27 protein-coding genes and 1 tRNA gene are annotated in these 24,003 nt (G+C 62.0%); 22 read left to right on the forward strand and 6 right to left on the reverse strand.

Features of this window, described 5'->3' with window-relative positions:
- Positions 1-125: 125 nt before the first annotated feature.
- Together mnmH and selD are read right to left on the reverse strand one after the other, a co-directional pair.
- A complete protein-coding gene (mnmH, locus tag ACF8R3_RS03705; RefSeq protein ID WP_392515000.1) occupies positions 126-1,259 on the reverse strand; it encodes a tRNA 2-selenouridine(34) synthase MnmH in 1,134 nt (377 codons plus the stop codon).
- Positions 1,259-2,293: a selenide, water dikinase SelD gene (gene selD / locus ACF8R3_RS03710; RefSeq protein WP_392515001.1), complete on the reverse strand. Its 1,035-nt coding sequence runs from the start codon at positions 2,291-2,293 to the stop codon at positions 1,259-1,261. The genes mnmH and selD overlap by 1 nt, the downstream gene beginning before the upstream one ends.
- Positions 2,294-2,488: 195 nt before the next feature.
- On the opposite strand from selD, the gene ACF8R3_RS03715 reads away from it, so the two are divergent.
- From ACF8R3_RS03715 to phnE, 4 genes are read left to right on the forward strand one after another with little or no spacing between them, the layout of a single operon-like run.
- On the forward strand, positions 2,489-3,343 hold the full coding sequence (locus ACF8R3_RS03715) for a putative selenate ABC transporter substrate-binding protein (RefSeq protein WP_058604349.1): 855 nt from the start codon (positions 2,489-2,491) through the stop codon (positions 3,341-3,343).
- Positions 3,344-3,351: 8 nt separating this feature from the next.
- Positions 3,352-4,158 carry a phosphonate ABC transporter ATP-binding protein gene (locus tag ACF8R3_RS03720; protein ID WP_078479450.1) on the forward strand — a complete coding sequence of 269 codons (807 nt, stop codon included), beginning with the start codon at positions 3,352-3,354 and terminating at the stop codon, positions 4,156-4,158.
- Positions 4,152-4,979 (forward strand): ABC transporter permease, encoded by an 828-nt coding sequence (locus ACF8R3_RS03725; RefSeq protein WP_078479082.1) that lies wholly within the window; start codon positions 4,152-4,154, stop codon positions 4,977-4,979. The genes ACF8R3_RS03720 and ACF8R3_RS03725 overlap by 7 nt, the downstream gene beginning before the upstream one ends.
- Positions 4,976-5,743 carry a phosphonate ABC transporter, permease protein PhnE gene (gene phnE, locus ACF8R3_RS03730; protein WP_392515003.1) on the forward strand — a complete coding sequence of 256 codons (768 nt, stop codon included), beginning with the start codon at positions 4,976-4,978 and terminating at the stop codon, positions 5,741-5,743. The genes ACF8R3_RS03725 and phnE overlap by 4 nt, the downstream gene beginning before the upstream one ends.
- A 33-nt stretch (positions 5,744-5,776) precedes the next feature.
- Here the strand turns inward: phnE and ACF8R3_RS03735 are convergent, their stop codons facing one another.
- Entirely contained in the window at positions 5,777-6,670 is an 894-nt protein-coding gene (locus tag ACF8R3_RS03735; protein WP_392515005.1) for a bestrophin family protein, read from the reverse strand.
- 244 nt (positions 6,671-6,914) lie between these two features.
- Between ACF8R3_RS03735 and ACF8R3_RS03740 the strand changes: the two genes are divergently transcribed.
- On the forward strand, positions 6,915-7,970 hold the full coding sequence (locus ACF8R3_RS03740; protein WP_145255818.1) for a diguanylate cyclase: 1,056 nt from the start codon (positions 6,915-6,917) through the stop codon (positions 7,968-7,970).
- Here ACF8R3_RS03740 and ACF8R3_RS03745 read toward each other — a convergent pair whose 3' ends face one another.
- Positions 7,971-8,618 (reverse strand): trypsin-like peptidase domain-containing protein, encoded by a 648-nt coding sequence (locus ACF8R3_RS03745; protein ID WP_058604354.1) that lies wholly within the window; start codon positions 8,616-8,618, stop codon positions 7,971-7,973.
- A 276-nt stretch (positions 8,619-8,894) separates the two neighbouring features.
- Positions 8,895-8,979, reverse strand: a tRNA-Leu gene (locus ACF8R3_RS03750).
- Positions 8,980-9,084: 105 nt separating this feature from the next.
- On the opposite strand from ACF8R3_RS03750, the gene queA reads away from it, so the two are divergent.
- The 6 genes from queA to ACF8R3_RS03780 all read left to right on the forward strand — a co-directional run bounded on the left by queA (position 9,085) and on the right by ACF8R3_RS03780 (position 15,151).
- Complete coding sequence (queA, locus tag ACF8R3_RS03755; protein ID WP_078479081.1) at positions 9,085-10,134, forward strand: tRNA preQ1(34) S-adenosylmethionine ribosyltransferase-isomerase QueA; 1,050 nt, start codon at positions 9,085-9,087, stop codon at positions 10,132-10,134.
- Positions 10,135-10,148: 14 nt separating this feature from the next.
- Positions 10,149-11,264, forward strand: a complete 1,116-nt coding sequence (gene tgt / locus ACF8R3_RS03760; RefSeq protein ID WP_178091268.1) for a tRNA guanosine(34) transglycosylase Tgt — start codon at positions 10,149-10,151, stop codon at positions 11,262-11,264.
- Positions 11,265-11,308: 44 nt separating this feature from the next.
- Positions 11,309-11,644: a preprotein translocase subunit YajC gene (gene yajC, locus ACF8R3_RS03765; RefSeq protein WP_023533309.1), complete on the forward strand. Its 336-nt coding sequence runs from the start codon at positions 11,309-11,311 to the stop codon at positions 11,642-11,644.
- A 64-nt stretch (positions 11,645-11,708) separates the two neighbouring features.
- On the forward strand, positions 11,709-13,571 hold the full coding sequence (secD, locus tag ACF8R3_RS03770) for a protein translocase subunit SecD (protein WP_392474864.1): 1,863 nt from the start codon (positions 11,709-11,711) through the stop codon (positions 13,569-13,571).
- Positions 13,572-13,581: 10 nt separating this feature from the next.
- On the forward strand, positions 13,582-14,490 hold the full coding sequence (secF, locus tag ACF8R3_RS03775) for a protein translocase subunit SecF (RefSeq protein WP_058637451.1): 909 nt from the start codon (positions 13,582-13,584) through the stop codon (positions 14,488-14,490).
- Between the two features lie 118 nt (positions 14,491-14,608).
- Positions 14,609-15,151: a glycine zipper 2TM domain-containing protein gene (locus ACF8R3_RS03780; RefSeq protein WP_392474865.1), complete on the forward strand. Its 543-nt coding sequence runs from the start codon at positions 14,609-14,611 to the stop codon at positions 15,149-15,151.
- A 102-nt stretch (positions 15,152-15,253) separates the two neighbouring features.
- Here the strand turns inward: ACF8R3_RS03780 and suhB are convergent, their stop codons facing one another.
- Complete coding sequence (gene suhB / locus ACF8R3_RS03785) at positions 15,254-16,072, reverse strand: inositol-phosphate phosphatase (protein ID WP_058604358.1); 819 nt, start codon at positions 16,070-16,072, stop codon at positions 15,254-15,256.
- A gap of 150 nt (positions 16,073-16,222) precedes the next feature.
- Here suhB and trmJ point away from each other — a divergent pair, with 150 nt between their 5' ends.
- The 11 genes from trmJ (at position 16,223) to ndk (ending at position 23,995) form a co-directional block, all read left to right on the forward strand.
- On the forward strand, positions 16,223-16,978 hold the full coding sequence (gene trmJ / locus ACF8R3_RS03790; RefSeq protein ID WP_145255812.1) for a tRNA (cytosine(32)/uridine(32)-2'-O)-methyltransferase TrmJ: 756 nt from the start codon (positions 16,223-16,225) through the stop codon (positions 16,976-16,978).
- A gap of 3 nt (positions 16,979-16,981) precedes the next feature.
- The gene (gene cysE, locus ACF8R3_RS03795) at positions 16,982-17,767 is read left to right on the forward strand and encodes a serine O-acetyltransferase (RefSeq protein ID WP_023533458.1); all 786 of its coding nucleotides are present in this window, start codon (positions 16,982-16,984) and stop codon (positions 17,765-17,767) included.
- A gap of 182 nt (positions 17,768-17,949) precedes the next feature.
- Positions 17,950-18,441 (forward strand): Fe-S cluster assembly transcriptional regulator IscR, encoded by a 492-nt coding sequence (iscR, locus tag ACF8R3_RS03800; protein WP_023533322.1) that lies wholly within the window; start codon positions 17,950-17,952, stop codon positions 18,439-18,441.
- A 45-nt stretch (positions 18,442-18,486) separates the two neighbouring features.
- Positions 18,487-19,701, forward strand: a complete 1,215-nt coding sequence (locus tag ACF8R3_RS03805; RefSeq protein ID WP_058637453.1) for an IscS subfamily cysteine desulfurase — start codon at positions 18,487-18,489, stop codon at positions 19,699-19,701.
- A gap of 46 nt (positions 19,702-19,747) precedes the next feature.
- Positions 19,748-20,134 (forward strand): Fe-S cluster assembly scaffold IscU, encoded by a 387-nt coding sequence (iscU, locus tag ACF8R3_RS03810; protein WP_003248539.1) that lies wholly within the window; start codon positions 19,748-19,750, stop codon positions 20,132-20,134.
- A gap of 29 nt (positions 20,135-20,163) precedes the next feature.
- Positions 20,164-20,487, forward strand: a complete 324-nt coding sequence (gene iscA, locus ACF8R3_RS03815; protein ID WP_023533425.1) for an iron-sulfur cluster assembly protein IscA — start codon at positions 20,164-20,166, stop codon at positions 20,485-20,487.
- An 8-nt stretch (positions 20,488-20,495) separates the two neighbouring features.
- Positions 20,496-21,017 carry a co-chaperone HscB gene (hscB, locus tag ACF8R3_RS03820; RefSeq protein ID WP_027913687.1) on the forward strand — a complete coding sequence of 174 codons (522 nt, stop codon included), beginning with the start codon at positions 20,496-20,498 and terminating at the stop codon, positions 21,015-21,017.
- A gap of 42 nt (positions 21,018-21,059) precedes the next feature.
- Positions 21,060-22,925: a Fe-S protein assembly chaperone HscA gene (hscA, locus tag ACF8R3_RS03825; RefSeq protein WP_196142572.1), complete on the forward strand. Its 1,866-nt coding sequence runs from the start codon at positions 21,060-21,062 to the stop codon at positions 22,923-22,925.
- A gap of 3 nt (positions 22,926-22,928) precedes the next feature.
- Positions 22,929-23,270, forward strand: a complete 342-nt coding sequence (gene fdx, locus ACF8R3_RS03830; protein ID WP_023533300.1) for an ISC system 2Fe-2S type ferredoxin — start codon at positions 22,929-22,931, stop codon at positions 23,268-23,270.
- 10 nt (positions 23,271-23,280) lie between these two features.
- The gene (gene iscX, locus ACF8R3_RS03835) at positions 23,281-23,481 is read left to right on the forward strand and encodes a Fe-S cluster assembly protein IscX (RefSeq protein WP_023533289.1); all 201 of its coding nucleotides are present in this window, start codon (positions 23,281-23,283) and stop codon (positions 23,479-23,481) included.
- Between the two features lie 88 nt (positions 23,482-23,569).
- Positions 23,570-23,995: a nucleoside-diphosphate kinase gene (ndk, locus tag ACF8R3_RS03840; protein ID WP_058637456.1), complete on the forward strand. Its 426-nt coding sequence runs from the start codon at positions 23,570-23,572 to the stop codon at positions 23,993-23,995.
- Positions 23,996-24,003: the final 8 nt, after the last annotated feature.

A 24,003-nucleotide genomic window follows, 5' to 3' on the forward strand; every position in this document is an offset into this window, starting at 1 on the left:
ATCAAGATCAAGATCAAGAGCAAGATCAAGATCAAGAGCAAGAGCAAGAGCAAGAGCAAGAGCAAGATCAAGAGCAAGAGCAAGATCAAGATCAAGAGATGAGTAGGGTCGAGAGCTGAGAGTTGCTAACCTAATCGGGCTGCTTGACTCAATCCTATCCCTCGCCGCGCGCGTTGCTCCAGATACTCCCGCACATGCACAGCATCCCCAACAAACTCGATCCGCTCGGCCTTCGCCTCACGCTGATAGGCATACATCGGGTCGTAGTACTCGTTGAGCAACCCCTCGATCCAGCCTCGGTGCAGGTCCACGCAGCCACTACGCAATTGCTCTCCCAAGGCCTGCTCAAGCAGCGCCGTGAGCCGCTGATGGCGCTCACCGCCCAGGCGCTTGCGGATGTTGGCCATGCTCTGCAACATGCGCTGCGCGAACAATTGCTGCCCGGCTTGCTCGCCATGCAGGGCGATGAATTCGGCACTGAGGTCGATGACATAGTCACGCAGGATGCGCTCGACCCGGCCATCGAAACTGTCCTCCAGCCACACCAGCGGGTAGTGCTGCATGCCCTGATACAAAGACAAAGGCACCGTGCAGCTGCCAACGATGCGGCCTTCATCCTCTAGCACGAACTGGCCAATGCCTTGCGCGCGCTTTTTAAGCACATCGATGGCCAGCTGGTTCTCGAAGTCGATCTGAGCCGGTTGCCCGGTGGCGCGTTTGCCAAAGCTCGACCCGCGATGATTGGCATGGCCTTCAAGGTCCAGTACGTTGCCCAGCTGTTGCAGCACATCGGTCTTGCCAGTACCGGTCAAGCCGCCAACCAACACGAAATCGCACTCGCTTACGGCCTGCTCCGTGGTCTCGAGCAGGTAGTTGCGCATCGCTTTGTAGCCCCCGGTGATACGCGGGTAGCGAATACCGGCTTCATCGCGCAACCACCCTTGGACGATCTGCGAGCGCAGGCCGCCACGAAAGCAATACAGATAGCCGTCCGGATGAGCCTGAGTGAATGCCACCCACGCCTCCAGACGAGCCTGCTTGGTGGCGCCGCCCACCAGTTGATGACCCAGGGCGATGGCGGCAGCCTGCCCCTGCTGCTTGTAACAGGTGCCAACCTTCTGCCGTTCCACATCGTTCATCAGGGGCAGATTGACCACGCCGGGAAAGGCGCCCTTGGCAAACTCGACGGGCGCACGCATGTCCATCATCGGCACGTCGTCGAGGAACAACTGGCGGAAATCAGTGCAGTCGGGCCGCATCAGACGACCTCGACTGCGTGGCGCTGTCGCTCCGCCAGGTAGCCGATAGGCGACAGCTGCAAGCCCAGGTCAGCAGCTGCCGCGAGAAATGCGTCCTCACCTTCCGGGGTTACGGCCACCAGCAGCCCGCCGCTGGTCTGCGGGTCGCACAGCAAGTGCTTCTGATCGTCACTGAGCGCGCCTAGCTTGTGCCCGTAGCTCTCGAAGTTGCGCAGCGTCCCCCCTGGAATGCAGCCGGCGGCGAGGTAGTGCTCGACACTCGGCAGGCGGGGCACCTTGGCGTAGTCCAGGTGTGCGGTCAGGCCGCTGCCTTCTGCAAGCTCAACCAGATGGCCTAGCAGGCCGAACCCGGTGACGTCCGTCATGGCCTTGACCCCGTCGAGCTTGCCAAAGCGGCTGCCTGGTGTGTTCAGGGTACACATCCAGTCGCGCGCCACGTCTCGATCCTGCTCGCGCAGCACGGCTTTCTTCTCGGCGGTGGTGAGGATGCCGATGCCCAGGGGCTTGGTCAGATACAGGCGGCAGCCCGCCGTGGCGGTGTCGTTACGCTTGAGATGACGCTTGCTGACAACGCCAGTCACCGCCAGGCCGAAAATCGGCTCGGGTGCATCGATGGAATGACCACCGGCAAGCGGGATACCGGCTTCGGCGCATACCGCCCGGCCACCGCGGATCACCTCACGGGCAACCTCTGGTGCCAGGACGTTGACGGGCCAGCCCAGGATGGCAATGGCCATCAGGGGATCACCGCCCATGGCGTAGATATCGCTGATGGCGTTGGTTGCCGCGATGCGGCCGAAATCGTAGGGGTCATCGACGATGGGCATGAAGAAGTCGGTGGTCGACACCACACCGCGCTCCTCGTCCAGGGCATACACGGCGGCATCGTCGCGCGACGCATTGCCGACCCAGAGCTTCGGATCCAGGGCCTGGGCACCGCTTTCGGCCAGGATGACGTCCAGCACCTTGGGGGATATCTTGCAGCCACAGCCGGCACCGTGGCTGTACTGGGTCAGGCGAATCGGATCGCTCATGTGTACCTCGGCAGGTCAATTTATCGCGCGATTGTAGCAAAGCTGGTCATTGGGACTGCGGCTCTTATAATCGTCGGGTCAATGACTCGCATCGAGCTGCAAACTGCACGTCGGCAAGGCAGCCCACCTGCACTGCCTGTTATTGCGCGCAGCCTCGAACTCACCCCATTCCCCGCTATTGAACCGGAGAAACCCATGCTCAAACGTCCCTTGGCGCTCGCCGCCAGCCTCGTGCTGTCCTGCTGTGCCCTGGCCGTCCAGGCCGCAGAGACACTGCGTGTCAGCGCCATTCCCGACGAAGCGCCCACCGAACTGCAACGCAAGTTCAAACCCTTGGGCGAATACTTGTCCAAGCAGTTGGGCATGCAGGTGAAGTTCGTGCCGGTGGCTGACTACCCGGCCGTGGTCGAGTCGCTGGCCTCCGACCGGCTGGACCTGGCGTGGCTGGGCGGGTTCACGTTCGTGCAGGTGCACCTGAAGGATCCGACTGCCACGCCGCTGGTGCAACGCGAGCAGGACGCCCAATTCACCTCCAAGTTCATCACTGCCAACCCTGCAGTAAAAAGCCTGGCGGACCTCAAGGGCAAGTCCTTCGCCTTCGGGTCCATTTCTTCCACGTCCGGTAGCTTGATGCCACGCTATTTCATGCTCAAGCAGGACAACATCAAACCTGAAGGGTACTTCAGCCGCGTAGCCTATTCCGGTGCCCACGACGCCACCGTGGCCTGGGTACAGGCTGGCAAGGTCGATGCCGGTGTGCTCAACGCCAGCGTTTGGCAGAAACTGGTGGACGCCGGCAAGGTCGATACCGCCAAGGTGCGCGTGTTCGCCACGACCCCGACCTATTTCGACTACAACTGGACGGTGCGTGGCAACATGGACCCGGCCCTCAAGGAGAAGATCAAACAGGCCTTCCTGAACCTTGACCCCGCCGATCCAGAGCAGAAAGCCATTCTCGACCTGCAGGCAGCCAGCCGCTTCATCGAAACCAAGCCGGAAAACTACGCGGGCACCGAGCAAGCCGCCCGCGAGGCTGGCTTGCTCAAGTGACGTCTGCCGTGCCTTCTGAAGCAGTCATCGCGCTGCAAGGCGCAAGCTTGCGGCATGGCGCGGTGCGCGCCCTGGAGGGCGTGACCTTGCGCATCGCGCAGGCTGAGCGCGTCGCCATCATCGGCCCGTCGGGGGCGGGCAAGTCCAGCTTGCTGCACCTGATGGCCACGGCGACCAGGCCGAGCAGCGGCCGTCTGGAGGTGCTCGGGCAGCAACCATGGGCGTTGTCGGCAGGGGCCCGGCAGCGCCTGCGGGCCCAGGTAGGTCTGGTTCACCAGGCGCCGCCACTGCCGCCGCGCCAGCGGGTGGTCACTGCCGTGCTGGCGGGCCGTCTGGGCCAGTGGGGGCTTGGTCGCAGCCTGCTCAACCTGTTGTATCCCTGCGATGTGCCTGGTGCGCGCCAGGTCTTGGCCGAACTGGGGCTAGCAGACAAGCTGTTCGTGCAGTGCGGTCAACTGTCAGGCGGCCAGCTTCAGCGGGTGGGTATTGCGCGGGTGCTGTATCAGCAGCCTCGTATCATGCTCGCCGACGAGCCGGTGTCGGCGATGGACCCGGTATTGGCCGATCACAGCCTGGCGCTGCTCAACCGGCATGCCCAGGCCACTGGCGTGGCGCTGGTAGCCAGCCTGCATGCGGTCGAATTGGCTCTGGCCCACTTTCCCCGGGTGATCGGCATACGCGAAGGGCAGGTGCTGTTTGATTGCCCAGCCGAGGCTGTGACCGATGAGCTGCTGCAAGCGCTGTACGCCAACGAGCAGCTGGTGGCCAAGCACGGCCTTAATGCGAGCCCCCACGTGCAGTTGCCCAGATGCTGAACGCCAGTCAACGTGATCCGGCAATGGCGCCAAGAATACTGATCGGGTTGCTGGCCATCGCGGTCCTGTGGCCGGGTATCCAGTTGAGCGAGTTGAACCCGGCCGTGCTTTTACAGGCCGAAAACCGCGAGCAGATGGCGAGTTTCACGGGGGCATTCTGGCCACCTGCACATGAGCGCGACTTTCTCGAGCTATTACTTGAGGCCACCCTGCAGACCTTGGCTGTGGCCACCGCCGGTATGGCGCTAGCCTGGCTGCTGGCCGTGCCGGCAGGGTTGCTGGCCAGCCGCGCCTTGTCCCTGAACGCTGCCTCGCGTGGCGGGCGCCCGGGTGCCTGGTCGCGCCTGGTGCGGCTGCCCGTACGGGGCGTGCTGATCTTCCTGCGCAGCGTGCCTGAGATCGTCTGGGCACTGTTGTTCGTGCGCGCTGTAGGCCTCGGGCCCACGGCCGGGGTGCTGGCAATCGCCATTACCTACAGCGGCATGCTGGGCAAGGTGTATGCGGAAATCTTCGAATCGGTGGACCAGCGGCCCGCCCACGCCTTGTTGCAGGCGGGCAGTGGACGGCTGGCCGCCTTTTTCTACGGCATCTTGCCCAATGCCGTCAGCGAAGCGGTGTCCTACACAGTATACCGGTGGGAATGTGCAGTACGGGCATCGGTGGTGATGGGGTTCGTGGGGGCCGGCGGGCTGGGTCAGCAGATCGACCTGTCCATGCGCATGTTCGCTGGCGCCGAGGTAGCCAGCATGTTGTTGACGTTCCTGGCCCTGGTGATGCTTGCCGATGGGCTCAGCCGCCTATTGCGCGGGAGGCTGGCATGAATCGGCTGATCAACTTGGCCCTGTTGGCCGCGCTGCTGGCAGCCATCGTCGGTTCGTTCGCCTATTTGGGGTTGGATTTCGGGGCGTTGATCGGCAATGGTGGGCTGGCCCAAATGGGTGAGTATGCCGGACGGTTCCTGACCCCGGACCTGTCCAGCGAGCATCTGCGTGCGGTGGCGCATGGCGCATTGGAAACCCTGGCCATGTCCGGTATCGGCACGTTGCTGGCCGTCGTCATGGGCCTGTTGCTGGCGCTGCCGGCGGCGGGCCGGTTTGGCTGGCCGTTGCAGGGGCTGGCCCGGTTGCTGCTCAATGCGCTGCGCGCCATTCCGGAGCTGGTGTGGGCCGCGCTGACCGTGCTGGCAGCTGGACTTGGGCCAAACGCTGGCACCCTGGCGTTGGCGCTGCACACCGCCGGCGTACTGGGGCGTCTGTTTGCCGAGGCGCTGGAAAACGCCTCGCCTGAGCCTGCCGCAGCCATTCGCCTGCAAGGGGCGGGGCAGGTAGCAGCCTTCTGGTACGGCACCTTGCCTAACCTGTGGCCGCAGTTGCTGGCCTACAGCTTGTACCGTTGGGAAAACAATATACGCATGGCCAGTGTGCTGGGCTTTGTGGGTGCTGGAGGCTTGGGGCAGATGCTCTACACCACCTTGAGTCTGTTTCAGGAAGCCCAGGCCAGTACGGTGATCATCGGGATGCTGGTGCTGGTGTTCCTGGTCGATGCGCTCAGTGATGTACTGCGCCAGCGTTTCGTAAGGGCCTGATCAGGCCAGCGGCCCTGCGGCCGCTGCCTGTTCTCAAGCGCTCACGGCCTCGGCCGATTGCGCCCCGCGCTGCATCGATTCCAGGTTGCGCTCGATCGTCTCGCAGATGGTATCCATCTGGATCTGGTGTTCGCTGAAGCGGAATGGGCTCTGCAAGTCGGTACCGATGCGCTCGATCGCCAGCAGCATGAAGCCTACAACCGTGGAGGCCAGGGGCGTGAACCACTCCAGCGACTCCACCAGGCCGACCGGTACGATCAAGCAGAACAGCGTGATGAACAACCGGGGGAAATAAACATAAGGGTAGGGCAGTGGCGTATTGGCGATTCGCTCCATGCCCCCTTGTGCATTGGACAAGTCCACCAGCGTGGACTCAAGGCGAGCCAAGCGGATGCTGTCCAGCCGGCCCTCCTGATATTCCCTGGCCAGTAACGCGGCCGAACCACTCAAGATGTCATTGGCAAAATTGTTGGAGCCGTGGTGCCGCTCGAATTCTGCCTCAGGGATAAACGCCACCAGCTCCTGCGGGCATTTCTCCCCTTTCAGGTGCGCTGCCAGGCAGTTGATGTAGGCGATGTGCCGACGCAGCAGGGTCGCCTTGACCGGATTGAGCCCCTCGTCGGGGTCATCGATCAGGGTCAGCGTCTGGCGGGCAAAGCTGCGGGAACTGTTGACCAGGGCACCCCACAAAGTACGTGCCTCCCACCAGCGGTTGTAGGCGCTGCTGTTACGAAAGCTTACCAGCACAACCAGCGCCGAACCCATCAGCGAAAGCGGTATCAGGGGCAGAGTGAACTTGCTGTTGAGAAAGAGCATGAAATCAATAGTGACCAGTACGTCCCAGATCAGCAGCCAGAACAGTGACCAACCGATGTAGCCGAAGGTTTTCACGACCAAGCGGTATTTGCGGATGATGACGTCTTTCAAATGGCGCACCTTAAAGGGTTCAGGACCTTGGATGGGACGTCGGCTCGCGCCGAAGGTTCTGCAGGAGGTTGTTGCAACGCATGTGGGGCTGACAGGTGCTGGCGTGACATCCGAATGGGGAGTGCATTTCATCCAGACGCGTTTGCCGGCCTGATTTGGATGGTGGCACAATGCCTTGCCTCAGCATGCACATGCTTCGCAGTTGTACCGTGCACCTTCAGCCTTATCTTCTCGGTATCCCACCATGATCGAGCGCACCGGCACGGGCCTTTCCTTCGCCAAACGCATGTATGCCCCACGCGCCATCGGAACTGGCCTAGGCTTCTTTTGTGTGATGATCGGAATCGCGCCATTGCAGCCAGGGGGATGGGTGTGGGCGCTGTTACTGGCACACGGTTTTGTCTGGCCGCACCTGGCGTTTCAGATTGCTCGGGTATCCGCCCAGCCCTACAAGGCCGAGCAGCGCAACTTGGTGGTCGATGGCTTCGCCGGGGGTTGCTGGGCGGGTGTCATGGGGCTCAACCCACTGCCCAGCGTGATCATCCTGTCGATGATCGCCATGGACAAGATTGCGGCCGGTGGCTGGCCCCTATTCATGAAAACGGTACTTGCCCAGGGTGTCGGCATCGCCCTGGGCCTATGGCTGTTCGCGCCGCCGCTTTTTCCGGCCACCACGCAGGCGCAGATGCTGGCGTGCCTGCCGATCCTGCTGATCTACCCCATGGCCATCGGCATGATCTGCTATCAGGTGACCGTCCAGTTGGGCCAGCATAAACGTGCACTGGCCCGCCTGAGCCAGACCGACAGCCTCACGGGCTTGCGCAATCACGGGGCGTGGCAGGAACTGCTGCTGCGCGAATTTGCACGTTGCCGAGCTAGCACAGGGAGCAGTTGCCTTGCCCTGATCGACGTCGACCACTTCAAGCAGATCAATGACCGTCATGGCCATCAGGTGGGTGACAATATCCTGCGGGTGATCAGTGCCACGCTTTCCTTGCACTTGCGCAAGCATGACCCTGCGGCGCGCTATGGCGGGGACGAATTCTGCGTGATGCTGCCTGACACGACGCCAGGGCAGGCAAGGGAAGTGCTTGAGCGGCTGCGCCTGGCCGTGGAGGCGTTCCGCGACCCAGCGCTGCCGCACCTTAACTTGAGCCTGAGCATCGGTATCGCCCCTTACCATGCAGGTATTACCGATGCCCAAGCCTGGCTGCATGCCGCCGATATGGCGTTGTATGCCGCCAAGCGCGCCGGGCGAAATTGCATCGTCCTGGCGCCCCAGGCCTCTGAACCCGCCTGATCAGGGTTTTGCAGCCACAGCCACAAAGCCTTTGACCGACGTTGGGGCCTGAGGCTTGGACTTGCGCGCCAGCATGTACTGGTAGCGCCGCCACTCCTTGTCGATCTCGCTGAAGGACATGAACACACTGACCCGGTCCTTGCCCACCAGATCCGGTCGCCTGACGGCATCAATGCCGCTGGTGGGGATGATGGCGATGTTGATGCCTACCACGTTACCGTCATCGGCGAATACCGGGCCGCCAGACATCCCCTTGGTGATCGGCCCGTCGTGCACCGAATAGAACACGCTGCCAGGGGTGCCATCGAGCCGGACCAGTGACGAGAGCGCGTGGCCCTTGCCCTGCACGGGCATCATCAAGCTGTTGTAACCCACCGCCGTCACCGCTTCTCCAGGCACATATTGACGCCAACGCGGTATTTCACTGGCCTTGTGCTTGAAGAACACCACATCGCCCAGGCCTTCATGGACCACGTTGCGCAGGAAAGGGGTGTGTTTGGCGGTGACTGCATAATCCGCATTCCACTGGATGGCGCTTGCCATCAGCAGCATGGGCAGCGGCGCTCCGGACGTCACCACGAAAGCTTGACTGTAGACCGGGTCTGAAACGTAGGACGTTGGCACTCCATTGCACCCACTCAGCAGCATCATTGCCGCCATACAGGGCGCGGTTGTTTTCATTGATCACACAAGAGGAGGGGGTTGAGGGGAGCCGCACTATGGCTAAATGCCATCAGTTAGGCAATGCGTTCGGCTTTTATCCGACGAAGTGAGGGTAGGCGGCGGGTATGGCCACTGGCCAATAGCATTGCTGCATGGTCAGGCACCAGCGAATCAATGGGCTGACGCCAGGCAAATGTGATGCACTGAGCGGTTTTCACGGCGCAAAAAAAAGCCGACCATTTAAGGTCGGCTTTTCGGATTTGGTGCCCCGAGGGAGACTCGAACTCCCACTCCTTTCGAAAACGGATTTTGAATCCGCCGCGTCTACCAATTCCGCCATCAGGGCGTGGCGCGCAGTATAGAGAGGTGCCGTCGGTCGGTCAATCGTCTTTCATGGTCAATTTTCATTCCTTGGGCTAAACTTCCCAGCCCTGCCGAACCGAACATCATCATGCGCGTTGCCGATTTCTCCTTCGAACTTCCCGATTCCCTGATCGCCCGCCATCCATTGGCCGAGCGCCATGGCAGCCGCCTGCTGGTGCTCGATGGGCCAAGCGGTGCACTCGAGCACCGACAATTCCCCGATCTGCTCGGCTACCTGCGCCCTGGCGACCTGATGGTGTTCAACAACACCCGGGTCATTCCGGCACGGCTGTTCGGCCAGAAGGCGTCCGGGGGCAAGCTTGAAATGCTGGTCGAGCGCGTGCTCGACAGCCATCGCGTGCTGGCTCACGTGCGGGCGAGCAAGGCGCCCAAAGTGGGCGCGGTCATTCTGGTGGACGGCGGTGGTGAAGCTGAAATGGTCGCGCGCCATGACACCTTGTTCGAGCTGCGTTTTACCGAAGAGGTGTTGCCGCTGCTCGACCGGGTTGGTCACATGCCGCTGCCGCCCTACATCGATCGCCCTGACGAAGGCGCCGACCGGGAGCGCTACCAGACGGTCTACGCCGAAAAGGCAGGTGCTGTCGCCGCCCCCACGGCGGGCCTGCATTTCGACGAAGCACTGCTCGAGCAGATCGCCGCCAAGGGGGTAGAGCAGGCGTTCGTTACCCTCCACGTGGGGGCCGGCACATTCCAGCCAGTGCGGGTCGACAAGATCGAAGACCACCACATGCATAAGGAATGGCTCGAAGTGAGCCAGGCTGTGGTCGATGCCATCGAGGCCTGCCGCGCCCGTGGCGGGCGTGTGATCGCCGTGGGCACCACCAGTGTGCGGTCGCTCGAAAGCGCCGCCCGTGATGGCCAGCTCAAGCCCTTCAGCGGTGACACCGATATCTTCATCTACCCCGGTCGCCCGTTCCACGTGGTCGATGCGCTGGTCACCAACTTCCACCTGCCCGAGTCCACGCTGCTGATGCTGGTCTCGGCCTTCGCCGGTTACCCCGAGACCATGGCTGCCTACGCGGCGGCGGTCGAGCAGGGGTACCGCTTCTTCAGTTACGGTGATGCCATGTTCATCACCCGCAATCCGGCGCCTCGCGGCCCCGAGGAGCAAGCATGAGTCGCACCTGCCGAATGTCCTTCGAACTGCTGGCCACCGACGGCAAGGCCCGTCGTGGCCGCATCACCTTCCCCCGTGGCACGGTCGAAACCCCGGCGTTCATGCCGGTGGGCACCTATGGCACGGTCAAGGGCATGCTGCCCCGTGACATCGAGGCCATTGGCGCCGAGATGATCCTGGGCAATACCTTCCACCTGTGGCTGCGCCCAGGCACCGAGGTAATCAAGAAGCACAACGGCCTGCACGATTTCATGCAGTGGAAAGGCCCGATTCTTACCGATTCCGGTGGCTTCCAGGTCTTCAGCCTGGGCGCCATGCGCAAGATCAAGGAAGAAGGCGTGACCTTCGCCTCTCCCGTGGACGGCTCCAAGGTGTTCATGGGCCCGGAGGAATCCATGCAGGTGCAACGCGACCTGGGCTCGGACGTGGTGATGATCTTCGACGAGTGCACCCCGTACCCTGCCGAGCACGACATCGCTCGTACCTCCATGGAGCTGTCGCTGCGCTGGGCCCAGCGCTCGAAGAACGCCCATGCCGACAACACCGCCGCGCTGTTCGGCATCGTTCAGGGCGGCATGTACCAGGACCTGCGCATGCGCTCGCTGGAGGGGCTCGAGAACATCGGCTTCGACGGCCTGGCCATTGGCGGCCTGTCGGTGGGTGAGCCCAAGCACGAGATGATCAAGGTGCTGGACTACTTGCCAGGGCAAATGCCGGCTGACAAACCTCGTTACCTTATGGGGGTAGGCAAACCGGAGGATCTCGTTGAGGGTGTGCGCCGCGGCGTCGACATGTTCGACTGCGTGATGCCTACGCGCAATGCGCGCAACGGCCACCTGTTCGTCGACACGGGGGTGATCAAGATCCGCAACGCGTTCCATCGCCATGATGAATCGCCACTGGATCCGACCTGTGACTGCTACACCTGCAGCAACTTCTCCCGCGCCTATCTGCATCACCTGGACAAGTGCGGCGAAATGCTCAGCAGCATGTTGAATACCATCCATAACTTGCGCCATTACCAGCGCTTGATGGCCGGTTTACGCGAGGCTATTCAACAAGGTAAATTGGCCGCCTTCGTCGACGCCTTCTACGCCAAGCGCGGGCTTGTTGTACCGCCCTTGGACTGACTGTCTGCATCCATTATTAAAATATTTGCATTAGGAGTGCACCCATGAGCTTCTTGATCCCCGCCGCATACGCGGACGCTGCAGCCCCTGCCGCCGGCCCCGCCGGTACTGGTTTCGAGTGGATTTTCCTGGTTGGTTTCCTGGTCATCTTCTACCTGATGATCTGGCGTCCACAGGCCAAGCGCGCCAAAGAGCAGAAGAACCTGCTGGGCAACTTGCAAAAAGGTGACGAAGTTGTCACCAACGGCGGTATCGCCGGCAAGATCGTCAAAGTGGCCGATGATTTCGTGGTGCTGGAAGTGTCCGACACTGTCGAGCTGAAGTTCCAGAAGGGCGCCATTGCCGCGACCCTGCCAAAAGGTACGCTCAAGGCTATCTGAGTTACCGGTTTCATTTTTCCAGTCGGGGCGCGCAACGCGCCCCGCGTCTTGAACGGGCGGCGTGATGCTGAACAAATACCCTCTGTGGAAATACGCACTGATCCTGCTGGTGCTGGCGATCGGTTTCATTTATTCCGCTCCCAACCTCTACCCGGATGACCCGGCCGTGCAGATCAGCGGTGCCAGCTCGGCGCTGCAGGTCAACCAGGCCGATCTCGATCGCGTCAGCAAGGCGCTGGTCGAGGCGAACATCGCAGTCAAAGGCGTGAGCCTGGGTGAGAAGGGCAGTGGCCTGATTCGTCTGACCAATCAGGAAGACCAGCTGCCCGCCAAGGATGTGGTGCGCAAGGCGCTGGGCGATGACTATGTCGTGGCGCTGAACCTGGCACAAACCACCCCGCAGTGGTTGCGCAACCTGGGTGCCAGCCCCATGAAGCTGGGCCTGGACCTGTCCGGTGGCGTGCACTTCCTGCTTGAAGTGGACATGGACAAGGCCATGAGCGCCCGCATGAAAGTCTACGAAGGCGAGGTCAAGACCTTGCTGCGCAAGGAGCGGGTCCGCTACCGCAGCCTGCCGCAGCAGGACGGCGGCATCATGCTCGGCTTTGCTGACAATGCTACACGCGAACAGGCACGCGCCCTGATCCGCAAGAATTTCAACGATTTCGACCTGACCACCACCGAGCGCAACGACCTCGCCGTGCTGCGTCTGGCGCTGTCTCAGGCGAAAGTGGCCGAGATTCGCGAATACTCGATCAAGCAGAACCTCACCACCGTGCGCAACCGTGTCAACGAGCTGGGCGTCGCCGAGCCACTGGTGCAGCGCCAGGGCGCCAACCGCATCGTGGTCGAGCTGCCGGGTGTGCAGGACACTGCCGAAGCCAAGCGTATCCTGGGCAAGACGGCGAACCTGGAGTTCCGTTTCGGTGCCGAGCCGGGCGCGTCCAAAGCCACCACCGAAGTGTTCGAGTTCCGTGAAGGGGGGCGTTCGGCGCCCGTCGAGCGTGGCCTGATCATCACCGGTGACCAGGTGACCGACGCCCAGGCCAGCTTCGATGAGCATGGCCGCCCGCAGGTGAACATTCGTTTGGACGGGCATGGCGGCGAACTGATGAGCCGCGCTACCCGCAGCAACGTCGGTCGCAGCATGGCGGTGATCTTCATCGAGCAGAAGCCTGTCACGCGCTACGTGAAGCAGACGGTCGACGGTGTCGAGAAGGACGTTGCGGTCCAGAGCTTCCAGGAAGAGAAGAAGATCATCAGCCTGGCGACCATCCAGTCGCCGCTGGGTAGCCAGTTCCGTATCACGGGGCTGAACGGCCAGGGCGAATCGTCCGAGCTGGCTTTGCTGCTGCGTGCTGGTGGCCTGGCCGCACCGATGTACTTTGCCGAAGAGCGTACCATCGGCCCAAGCCTGGGTGCCGACAACATCACCAAGGGCATCGACGCCTCGCTGTGGGGTATGCTGTTCGTCTCGTTGTTCATCATTGCCATCTACCGCGGCTTCGGTGTCATAGCCACCATCGCCCTGGCGGGTAACATGGTGCTGCTGCTGGCCCTGATGTCGTTGCTTGGCGCCACCCTTACCCTGCCGGGTATTGCCGGTATCGTGCTGACCATGGGTATGGCGGTGGACGCCAACGTACTGATCTTCTCGCGTATCCGCGAAGAGCTCAAAGCCGGCATGTCGGTGCAGCGCGCCATCCATGAAGGTTTCAACCGCGCCTATACCGCGATCATCGACGCCAACCTGACCAGCCTGCTGGTCGGCGGTATCCTGTTCGCCATGGGTACCGGCCCGGTCAAGGGCTTTGCGGTCACCATGTCCCTCGGGATTTTCACCTCGATGTTCACCGCCGTCATGGTGACCCGCGCAATGGTCAACCTGACCTGTGGCGGGCGTGACATCAAGAAGCTGTGGGTTTGAGGGAGCTGCGATGAAAACCATCAATTTCATGGGCGTACGCAATGTCGCCTTCGGCGTCACCGTACTGCTCACCGTGCTGGCCCTGTTCAGCTGGTGGCAAAAGGGCCTGAACTTTGGCCTGGACTTCACCGGCGGCACATTGATCGAGCTGACCTACGAGCGCCCGGCCGATCTCAAGGCGGTGCGGGCCGAGCTGGTCGAGTCGGGTTTTCACGAAGCAGTGGTGCAGAGCTTCGGTGCCACCACCGACCTGCTCGTGCGCATGCCGGGTGACGACCCGCAGCTGGGCAACAAGGTAGCCGCGGCCCTGCAGAAGGCAGGCGGTGACAACCCTGCCACCGTCAAGCGTGTCGAGTTCGTCGGCCCGCAGGTGGGTGAAGAGCTGCGTGACCAGGGCGGCATGGGCATGCTCCTGGCGCTGGGTGGCATCCTTATCTACCTGGCGTTCCGCTTCCAGTGGAAATTCGCTGTGGGGGCCATCATCTCGCTGATCCACGACGTGATCGTGACCCTGGGCATTCTGTCGTTCTTCCAGATCACCTTCGACCTGACGGTGCTGGCGGCGGTGCTGGCCATTATCGGCTACTCGCTCAACGACACCATTGTCGTGTTCGACCGGGTGCGCGAGAACTTCCGGGTCATGCGCAAGGCGTCTCTGATCGAAAACATCAACGTCTCCACCACCCAGACGTTGCTGCGTACCGTGGCGACTTCGGTGTCCACTTTGCTGGCCATTGCTGCCTTGCTGTTCTTCGGCGGTGACAACCTGTTTGGCTTCTCGCTGGCACTGTTCATCGGCGTCATGGCCGGTACCTACTCGTCGATCTATATCGCCAACGTGGTGCTGATCTGGCTCAACCTGAACAGTGAAGACCTGATTCCGCCGGCCAAGACCGAGGGTGTGGACGACCGTCCATGACCCACTGACGCTCCGCTTGGCGGACGAAAGGGCGCGAGTGTTGAACTCGCGCCCTTTTTTTTGCTCCAAGGCAAGGAGAAAGCGGGCCAAGTCCCGTATGTACGATCAGGAGGTTCACGTGAATAAATCAATGCTGGTGGGTGCGGTGCTAGGTGCTGTCGGTGTCACTGCCGGAGGTGCTGTGGCGACCTACAGCTTGGTGAACAAAGGGCCTGAGTATGCTCAGGTCACCGACGTGCAGCCGATCAAGCAGCAGGTCAAGATCCCGCGCGAAGTGTGCAAGGACGTGACCGTTACTCGCCAAGCGCCAGTCAAGGATCAGCATCAAATCGCCGGCACCGTGGTCGGCGCGCTGGCCGGTGGCCTGTTGGGCAACCAGATCGGCGGCGGCACCGGCAAGAAAATCGCGACCGTGGCCGGTGCGGTGGGTGGTGGTTATGCGGGCAACAAGGTGCAGGAGGGCATGCAGCAGCGTGACACCTATACCACGACCCAAACCCGCTGCAACACGGTCAATGACGTCAGTGAAAAAGTGGTGGGCTACAACGTCAAGTACACCATCGGCGATCAGGTCGGCCAGGTGAAAATGAATCGTGAGCCAGGGCCCACCATTCCGGTGGACAAGAACGGCAAGTTGATTCTCAGCGACGCGGGTCAGTGATCTTGCTGCCGGCGTTGGCCCTGTGCCGGCGCCACTGATGCATGGCTTGCAGGCATGAAAAAAGCACCCCGAGGGGTGCTTTTGTTTTCCTGCGTCAAATGTTCAACGCTTCATGCTTTCTGGCAGGTGCGGTTGGATGGCAGTCAGTACTGCCTTGAAGCACTTGATGTTGCCGGCGACGATGTGACCTTTGTCGAGGAAGTCATGGCCGCCATTGAAGTCGCTCACCAGGCCGCCCGCTTCCTGAATCAGGAGCACGCCTGCGGCCATGTCCCATTCGGAAAGGCCCGACTCCCAGAATGCATCGAAACGGCCTGCGGCAACATAGGCCAGGTCCAGGCTCGCTGAGCCAGCGCGGCGGATGCCGGCGGTCTGGCCGATCAGGCTACGGAACATGCCCAGGTAGTTGTCCAGGTCGGCCATCTGATTGTCCCGGAACGGGAAGCCGGTGCCCAGCAGGGCGCCGTCCAGGCTGGTACGCGAGCTGACGCGCAGGCGGCGACCATTGAGCTGGGCGCCACGGCCACGGCTGGCGGTGAATTCTTCCTGGCGAACCGGGTCGACGATCACGGCGTGTTCGAGGCGGCCACGGTACTTGCAGGCGATGCTGACGGCGAAGTGCGGGATGCCGCGCAGGAAGTTGGTGGTGCCGTCCAGCGGGTCGATGACCCACAGGTAGTCCTTGCCTTCTTCGCCGGAGCCGGCGTGCAGGCCGGTTTCCTCGCCCAGGATGGAGTGGTTCGGGTAGGCCTTGCGCAGAGCATTGACGATGCTCTGTTCGGCGGCACGATCGACTTCGGAAACGTAGTCCTTGGCCTCTTTCTCATCGACCTTGATGCTATCCAGGCGTTCGATGGAGCGGAAGATCAGTTCACTGGCGCTGCGAGCGGCGCGCAGGGCGATATTCAGCATAGGCTGCATGGGCGGGTCACCTGGAGATGTTAAAGAAGAAAGCCGAACATTCTATCAGAAAAATAGGGCGGCAGAAGTGCGCATTCGCGTGCGTGGCGTTACGCCTGTCGGTTCTGTAAGATTCCAGGCCCTGATTTCCGCCACTGTGAGCACGAGACCTTGCTGCAGAATATTCGTGTCGTGCTGGTCAATACCAGCCACCCCGGCAATATCGGCGGCGCTGCGCGCGCCATGAAGAACATGGGCTTGTCGCGTCTGGTGCTGGTGCAGCCCAGGCAGTTTCCTGCCGAAGAGGCCAGTGCTCGCGCCTCCGGCGCGGACGATGTGCTCAATGACGCCGTCGTTGTCGACAGCCTGGAGCAGGCGCTGGTCGGCTGCAACCTGGTGATGGGCACCAGCGCACGCGAGCGCAGCATCCCATGGCCGCTCATCGGCCCTCGTGAGTGCGGCGACAAGGCAGTGCAGCACGCCGCCGGGGGCGAGCAGATCGCCCTGGTGTTCGGGCGCGAGCATGCCGGGCTGACCAACGAAGAGCTACAGCGATGTCACTTCCATGTGCATATTCCGTCCAACCCGGAATTCAGTTCGCTGAACCTGGCCGCCGCCGTTCAGGTGCTTGCCTATGAAGTGCGCCTGGCCAGCCTTGCGACCGACCGCTCGCCGGCCCAGGTCGAGAAGCCCGACGCCGATGCCTTGGCGACCATGGATGAGATGGAGCTGTTCTACGACCACCTGGAGAAAACCCTGGTTGGCATTGGCTTCCTTGACCCCGACAAGCCCAAGCACCTGATGCCGCGTCTTCGCCGGCTATACGGTCGGGTGGCAGTGGAGCGCACGGAAATGAGCATTTTGCGCGGCATTCTTACCGAGACCCAGAAGGTGGTCCGGGGTGAGCCGCATAAACGGAAGGACTGACAGATGCTGGAACGTCTGCGTGAAGATATTCAAAGTGTATTCCACCGTGACCCGGCGGCGCGCAACGCTTTCGAGGTGCTGACCTGCTACCCCGGCATGCATGCCATCTGGCTGCACCGGTTGGGCAATGCCCTGTGGCGGCGGGATTTCAAGTGGCTGGCACGCTTGGTGTCCAACTTCGGTCGCTGGTTGACCGGTATCGAGATTCACCCGGGCGCCACCATCGGTCGGCGGTTCTTCATCGACCACGGCATGGGCATCGTCATTGGCGAAACCGCCGAGATTGGTGACGACGTCACGCTCTACCAAGGCGTAACGCTGGGCGGCACCAGCTGGAATAAAGGCAAGCGCCATCCAACGCTCGAAGATGGCGTGGTGGTCGGGGCAGGGGCGAAGGTGCTGGGGCCATTCACCGTGGGTGCTGGGGCCAAGATCGGTTCCAACGCGGTCGTGACCAAGGCCGTGCCCGCCGGTGCGACGGCTGTCGGCATCCCCGGGCGCATCATCGTCAAGGACGAGCAGGGCGATGTCGAGGCACGGCGCAAGGCCATGGCCGAGAAGATCGGTTTCGATGCCTATGGGGTCAGTGGCGATATGCCTGACCCGGTCGCCCGCGCCATTGGCCAGATGCTCGATCATCTGCAGGCCGTCGATGAGCGCCTGGAGGGTATGTGCGGGGCGCTCACGCGAATGGGCAGCGATTACTGTGCCAAGGAGCTTCCTGCGCTGCCAGAAGATGACTTCACCGAACAGGCGCAGTTGGCCAAGCGCGACATCCAGCCGCATTGATCCCGCCGCGCCAGGCGCGGTGTCTGGCACAGGGGCGTGTGTTATCGCCCCCGTGTCTGCTACAATCGCGGCCGCCTCCCCTCATGCAAACCCGACTAAGGCACTAGGTCTAATAGTTGACTTAAATGCTCGGGAATCGCATACTTGCACACATCCCGTAACTCCCGTGGTACCCAATAGCCATGCGACTGACTACCAAAGGCCGATACGCCGTGACTGCCATGCTCGACCTGGCGTTGCACGCGCAGCATGGGCCGGTGTCTTTGGCCGACATCTCCGAGCGCCAGGGCATATCCCTTTCCTATCTGGAACAGCTGTTCGCCAAGCTGCGCCGCAGCAGCCTGGTTTCCAGTGTTCGCGGCCCCGGTGGCGGCTATCAGCTGTCGCGCGGCATGGAAACCATCCAGGTCGCCCAGGTCATCGACGCGGTCAACGAATCGGTCGATGCCACCCGCTGCCAAGGGCTCGGGGACTGCCATGCCGGTGATACCTGCCTGACCCACCACCTGTGGTGCGACCTCAGTCAGCAGATCCACGAGTTCCTCAGTGGCATCAGTCTGGCCGACCTCGTCATGCGCCGCGAGGTGCAGGAAGTCGCCCAGCGCCAGGACCTGCGTCGCGTCGCCGGTCTGTCTGCCCCGCTGGACAAGATTGAGACGTCCGCCGTCGATTGATCCTTCGGGACGACGAGCGACGCCACCGCCTGATAGGAGAGAAAAATGAAGTTGCCGATCTACCTCGATTACTCCGCGACCACCCCGGTCGATCCACGCGTAGCCCAGAAGATGGCCGAGTGCCTGACGGCCGACGGTAACTTCGGTAACCCGGCTTCGCGTTCCCATGTGTTTGGCTGGAAGGCCGAGGAAGCGGTCGAGAACGGTCGCCGTCAGGTCGCTGAGCTGATCAATGCCGATCCGCGCGAAATCGTCTGGACCAGCGGTGCCACCGAGTCCGACAACCTGGCCCTGAAGGGTGTTGCGCACTTCTATCAGACCAAGGGCAAGCACATCATCACCTCCAAGATCGAGCACAAGGCGGTACTCGATACCGCTCGCCAGCTCGAGCGTGAGGGGTTCGAGGTCACCTACCTGGAGCCGGGCGAAGATGGCATCGTCACCCCGGCCATGGTCGAGGCGGTCCTGCGTGACGACACTATCCTGGTGTCGCTGATGCACGTGAACAACGAAGTCGGCTCGATCAACGACATCGCCGCCATCGGTGAACTGACCCGTTCGCGCGGCGTGCTGTTCCATGTCGATGCCGCTCAGTCTGCCGGCAAGGTCGAAATCGACCTGCAGAAGCTCAAGGTCGACCTGATGTCGTTCTCCGCGCACAAGGTCTACGGCCCCAAGGGGATCGGCGCGCTCTATGTCAGCCGCAAGCCGCGGGTACGCCTTGAGGCAGCCATGCACGGCGGCGGTCATGAGCGCGGCATGCGTTCGGGTACGCTGCCGACTCACCAGATTGTCGGCATGGGCGAGGCATTCGCCATTGCCAAGCAGGACATGGCGGCTGAAAACGCACGCATCAAGGCCTTGAGCGACCGCTTCTTCAAGCAGGTCTCCAGCCTCGAAGAGCTGTACGTCAACGGCAGCCTGACTGCTCGCGTGCCGCACAACCTGAACCTGAGCTTCAACTATGTCGAGGGCGAATCGCTGCTGATGTCGCTCAAGGACATCGCCGTCTCGTCCGGCTCGGCGTGCACCTCCGCCTCGCTCGAGCCGTCCTACGTGCTGCGTGCACTGGGCCGTAACGACGAGCTGGCACACAGCTCCATCCGCTTCTCCTTCGGCCGTTTCACCACCGAAGAAGAAGTTGACTACGCCGCGCAGAAAGTCTGCGAGGCCGTGAACAAGCTGCGTGAACTGTCCCCACTCTGGGACATGTACAAAGACGGCGTCGACATCTCCAAGATCGAGTGGGCCGCCCACTAAGCAGTCGCCGGCAAGAGCGGCTCCCTGATGAGGAAGGAATTGCACCATGGCATACAGTGAAAAGGTCATCGACCACTACGAAAACCCGCGCAACGTCGGCAAGATGAATGCAGAGGACCCGGATGTCGGCACCGGCATGGTCGGCGCACCGGCGTGTGGCGACGTGATGCGCCTGCAGATCAAGGTCAACGAGCAGGGCGTGATCGAAGACGCCAAGTTCAAGACCTACGGCTGCGGTTCGGCCATCGCTTCCAGCTCCCTGGCCACCGAGTGGATGAAGGGCAAGACTCTGGACGAAGCCGAGACCATCAAGAACACGCAGCTGGCTGAAGAACTGGCGTTGCCGCCGGTCAAGATCCACTGCTCGGTACTCGCCGAAGATGCCATCAAGGCTGCTGTTCGCGATTACAAGCAGAAGAAAGGCTTGATCTAACGTCGCCCGTTGCAAGGTAAGGAGTTCTCATGGCTATCAGCATGACAGAAGCCGCCGCCAACCATGTGCGGCGTTCCCTGGAAGGGCGTGGCAAGGGTGAAGGCATTCGCCTTGGCGTACGCACCACCGGTTGCTCGGGCCTGGCCTACGTGCTGGAGTTCGTCGACGAGCTGGCTGGCGAGGACCAGGTGTTCGAGAACCATGGCGTCAAGGTGATCATCGATCCCAAGAGCCTGGTTTATCTTGACGGCACCGAGCTGGACTTCGTCAAGGAAGGGTTGAACGAAGGGTTCAAGTTCAACAACCCCAACGTGCGCGGTGAGTGTGGCTGCGGCGAAAGCTTCAACGTCTGAGGCCGGCCGTGGGTACTCCTTGTCACTTTGCACTGTTTGACTTGCAGCCGAGTTTTCGACTGGACCTGGAGATGCTGGCCACTCGCTACCGCGAGCTGGCCCGCGAAGTCCATCCTGATCGGTTTGCCGACGCCTCCGAGCGCGAGCAACGCTCCGCGCTGGAGAAATCCGCTGCCCTCAACGACGCCTACCAGACGCTGCGCAGTGCGCCACGCCGTGCGCGCTACCTGTTGGCGATCGGTGGCCACGAAGTGCCGCAGGAGGTCACGGTCCATGATCCGGATTTCCTGTTGCAACAGATGCAGTGGCGTGAAGAGCTCGAAGACCTCCAGGACGAAGCCGACCTCGATGGCGTGGCCGTGTTCAAGAAGCGCCTGAAGGCTGCTCAGGACACGCTCAACGAGGATTTCGCCGCCTGCTGGGATGTTGCCGACGCGCGTGAACAGGCCGAACGCCTGATGCGCCGCATGCAATTCCTCGACAAGCTCGCCCAAGAAGTGCGCCAACTGGAAGAGCGCCTCGACGATTAACCCGGTGCTGCCCGTGATGGCACCTAAGGTATTCAGATAAGCATGGCCCTATTGCAGATTGCCGAACCCGGTCAAACGCCCCAGCCCCATGAGCGCCGCCTGGCGGTAGGGATTGACCTGGGCACCACCAATTCTCTGGTTGCTGCATTGCGCAGTGGCGTCAGCGAGCCCCTGCCCGATGCGCAAGGTAATGTGATTCTGCCTTCGGCGGTGCGTTACCTCGAAGCTGGCGGCAGCGACGTCGGGCAAGCAGCGCGTGACGCCGCCTCCAGCGATCCACTGAACACCGTGCTGTCGGTCAAGCGCCTGATGGGTCGCGGCCTGGCCGACGTCAAGCAGTTGGGCGAGCAGTTGCCCTACCGCTTCGTCGGTGGCGAATCGCACATGCCCTTCATCGACACGGTACAGGGCCCCAAGAGCCCGGTGCAGGTGTCGGCAGACATCCTCAAGGTGCTGCGCGAGCGTGCCGAGGCGACGTTGGGAGGTGAACTGGTAGGTGCGGTGATCACCGTTCCAGCCTATTTCGACGACGCCCAGCGCCAAGCCACCAAGGATGCGGCACGCCTGGCTGGCCTGAACGTACTGCGTCTGCTCAACGAGCCCACTGCTGCCGCCGTGGCCTATGGCCTTGACCAGAACGCCGAGGGCGTGGTCGCCATCTACGACCTGGGTGGCGGTACCTTCGATATCTCCATCCTGCGCCTGACGGCGGGGGTGTTCGAGGTGCTGGCCACCGGCGGCGATACCGCCCTGGGTGGCGATGACTTCGACCACGCCATTGCAGGCTGGATCATCGAGCAGGCGGGCCTGTCCTCCGACCTTGATCCGGCTACCCAGCGTGCGCTGCTGCAGACCGCTTGCGCCGCCAAGGAAGCGTTGACCGATGCCGAGGTGGTGAGCGTCACCCATGGCGCCTGGCAGGGTGAGCTCACCCGTGCCGGTTTCGATGCGATGATCGAGCCGCTGGTGGCGCGCAGCCTTAAGGCCTGCCGCCGTGCCGTGCGTGACAGCGGTGTCGAGCTCGAGGACGTGAGCGCCGTGGTCATGGTTGGTGGCTCCACGCGCGTGCCTCGTGTTCGCGATGCCGTCGGTGGCCTGTTCGGTCGTAGCCCGCTGACCTCCATCGACCCCGATCAGGTCGTGGCCATCGGTGCCGCGATCCAGGCCGATACCCTGGCCGGCAATCGTCGCGAAGGCGGCGAGCTGTTGCTACTCGATGTGATTCCACTGTCGCTGGGCCTTGAGACCATGGGCGGGCTCATGGAGAAAGTGATCCCGCGCAACACCACCATCCCGGTGGCGCGCGCTCAGGAATTCACCACCTACAAAGACGGCCAGTCGGCCATGATGATCCATGTGCTGCAGGGCGAGCGCGAACTGATCAGCGATTGCCGGTCACTGGCGCGCTTTGAACTGCGCGGCATCCCGGCCATGGTGGCAGGGGCGGCGAAAATTCGCGTCACCTTCCAGGTCGATGCCGACGGCCTGCTCAGCGTCGCTGCCCGCGAACTGGCATCGGGCGTGGAAGCCAGCATTCAGGTCAAGCCGTCCTACGGCCTGACCGATGGCGAAATCGCGCGCATGCTCAAGGACTCTTTCGAGCATGCCGGTATCGACAAGCAGGCCCGCCAGTTGCGTGAGCACCAGGTGGACGCCGAGCGGCTGCTCGAAGCGGTGCAGGGCGCCCTGGACGCCGATGGTCAGCGCTTGCTCAGCGAAGAAGAGCGCCATGCCATTGAATTCCAGATGCAAGAACTACGTGATTTGCTGGCGGGCACCGATGGCGCTGCCATCGAGCAACAGACCAAGCGTCTGTCGCAGGTGACCGACGCATTTGCCGCCCGACGCCTTGATTCGACGGTCAAAGCCGCACTGGCCGGGCGCAACCTGAATGAGATCGAGGAGTAACCGATGCCGCTGGTGACATTCCTGCCGCATGAGAAGTTCTGCCCGGAAGGGCTGACCGTTGATGTGCCTGCCGGCACCAACATCCTGGAGCTGGCCCACGACCATCACATCGAGATGGAGAGCGCCTGCGGCGGTGTGAAGGCTTGCACTACGTGCCACTGCATCGTGCGCAAGGGCTTCGATTCCCTCGAAGAAGCCGACGAGCTCGAAGAAGACATGCTGGACAAGGCGTGGGGCCTGGAAGCGCAGTCGCGCCTGGGTTGCCAGGTGGTGGTAGCCGATCAGGACCTCACCATCGAGATCCCCAAGTATTCGCTCAACCACGCTGCCGAAGCGCCGCACTGAGGTCCTGGACATGAGTCTGAAATGGATTGATGTACTTGATATCGCCATCGAGCTTGCAGAAAGCAAGCCGGACGTCGATCCTCGGTATGTGAATTTCGTCGATTTGCACCGCTGGGTGGTGGCATTGCCTGGCTTCAGCGACGATCCTTCGCGCGCCGGCGAGAAGGTACTCGAGGCCATCCAGGCCGCCTGGATCGACGAAGCCGACTGAACACGTACCGCAGGTTAGGCAATCCCCTGGAACCCGCGTATAATTCGCGGGTTTAATTTTTCGTAACACTCATATTCTGGAGTTTTCCATGGCTGTTCAACGTACTTTCTCCATCATCAAGCCTGACGCCGTTGCCAAGAACGTCATCGGCAAGATCACCACTCGCTTCGAAGAAGCCGGCCTGAAAATCGTTGCCTCGAAAATCAAGCAACTGTCCAAGGCCGAGGCCGAAGGCTTCTACGCCGAGCACCGCGAGCGCGGCTTCTTCGGTGACCTGGTTGCCTTCATGACTTCCGGTCCGGTTGTCGTTCAGGTTCTGGAAGGCGAGAACGCCATTGCCAAGAACCGTGAGCTGATGGGCGCTACCAACCCTAAAGAAGCAGCTGCCGGCACCATCCGCGCCGACTTCGCCGAGTCCATCGACGCCAACGCCGTTCACGGTTCGGACTCCGAAGCTGCTGCCGCTCGCGAAATCGCTTACTTCTTCGCTGCTACCGAGGTAACCACTCGCTAAGCGAAAGC

The sequence above is a fragment of the Pseudomonas sp. FYR_7 genome (genome assembly GCF_043106155.1).
Lineage (GTDB): Bacteria > Pseudomonadota > Gammaproteobacteria > Pseudomonadales > Pseudomonadaceae > Aquipseudomonas > Aquipseudomonas parafulva_B.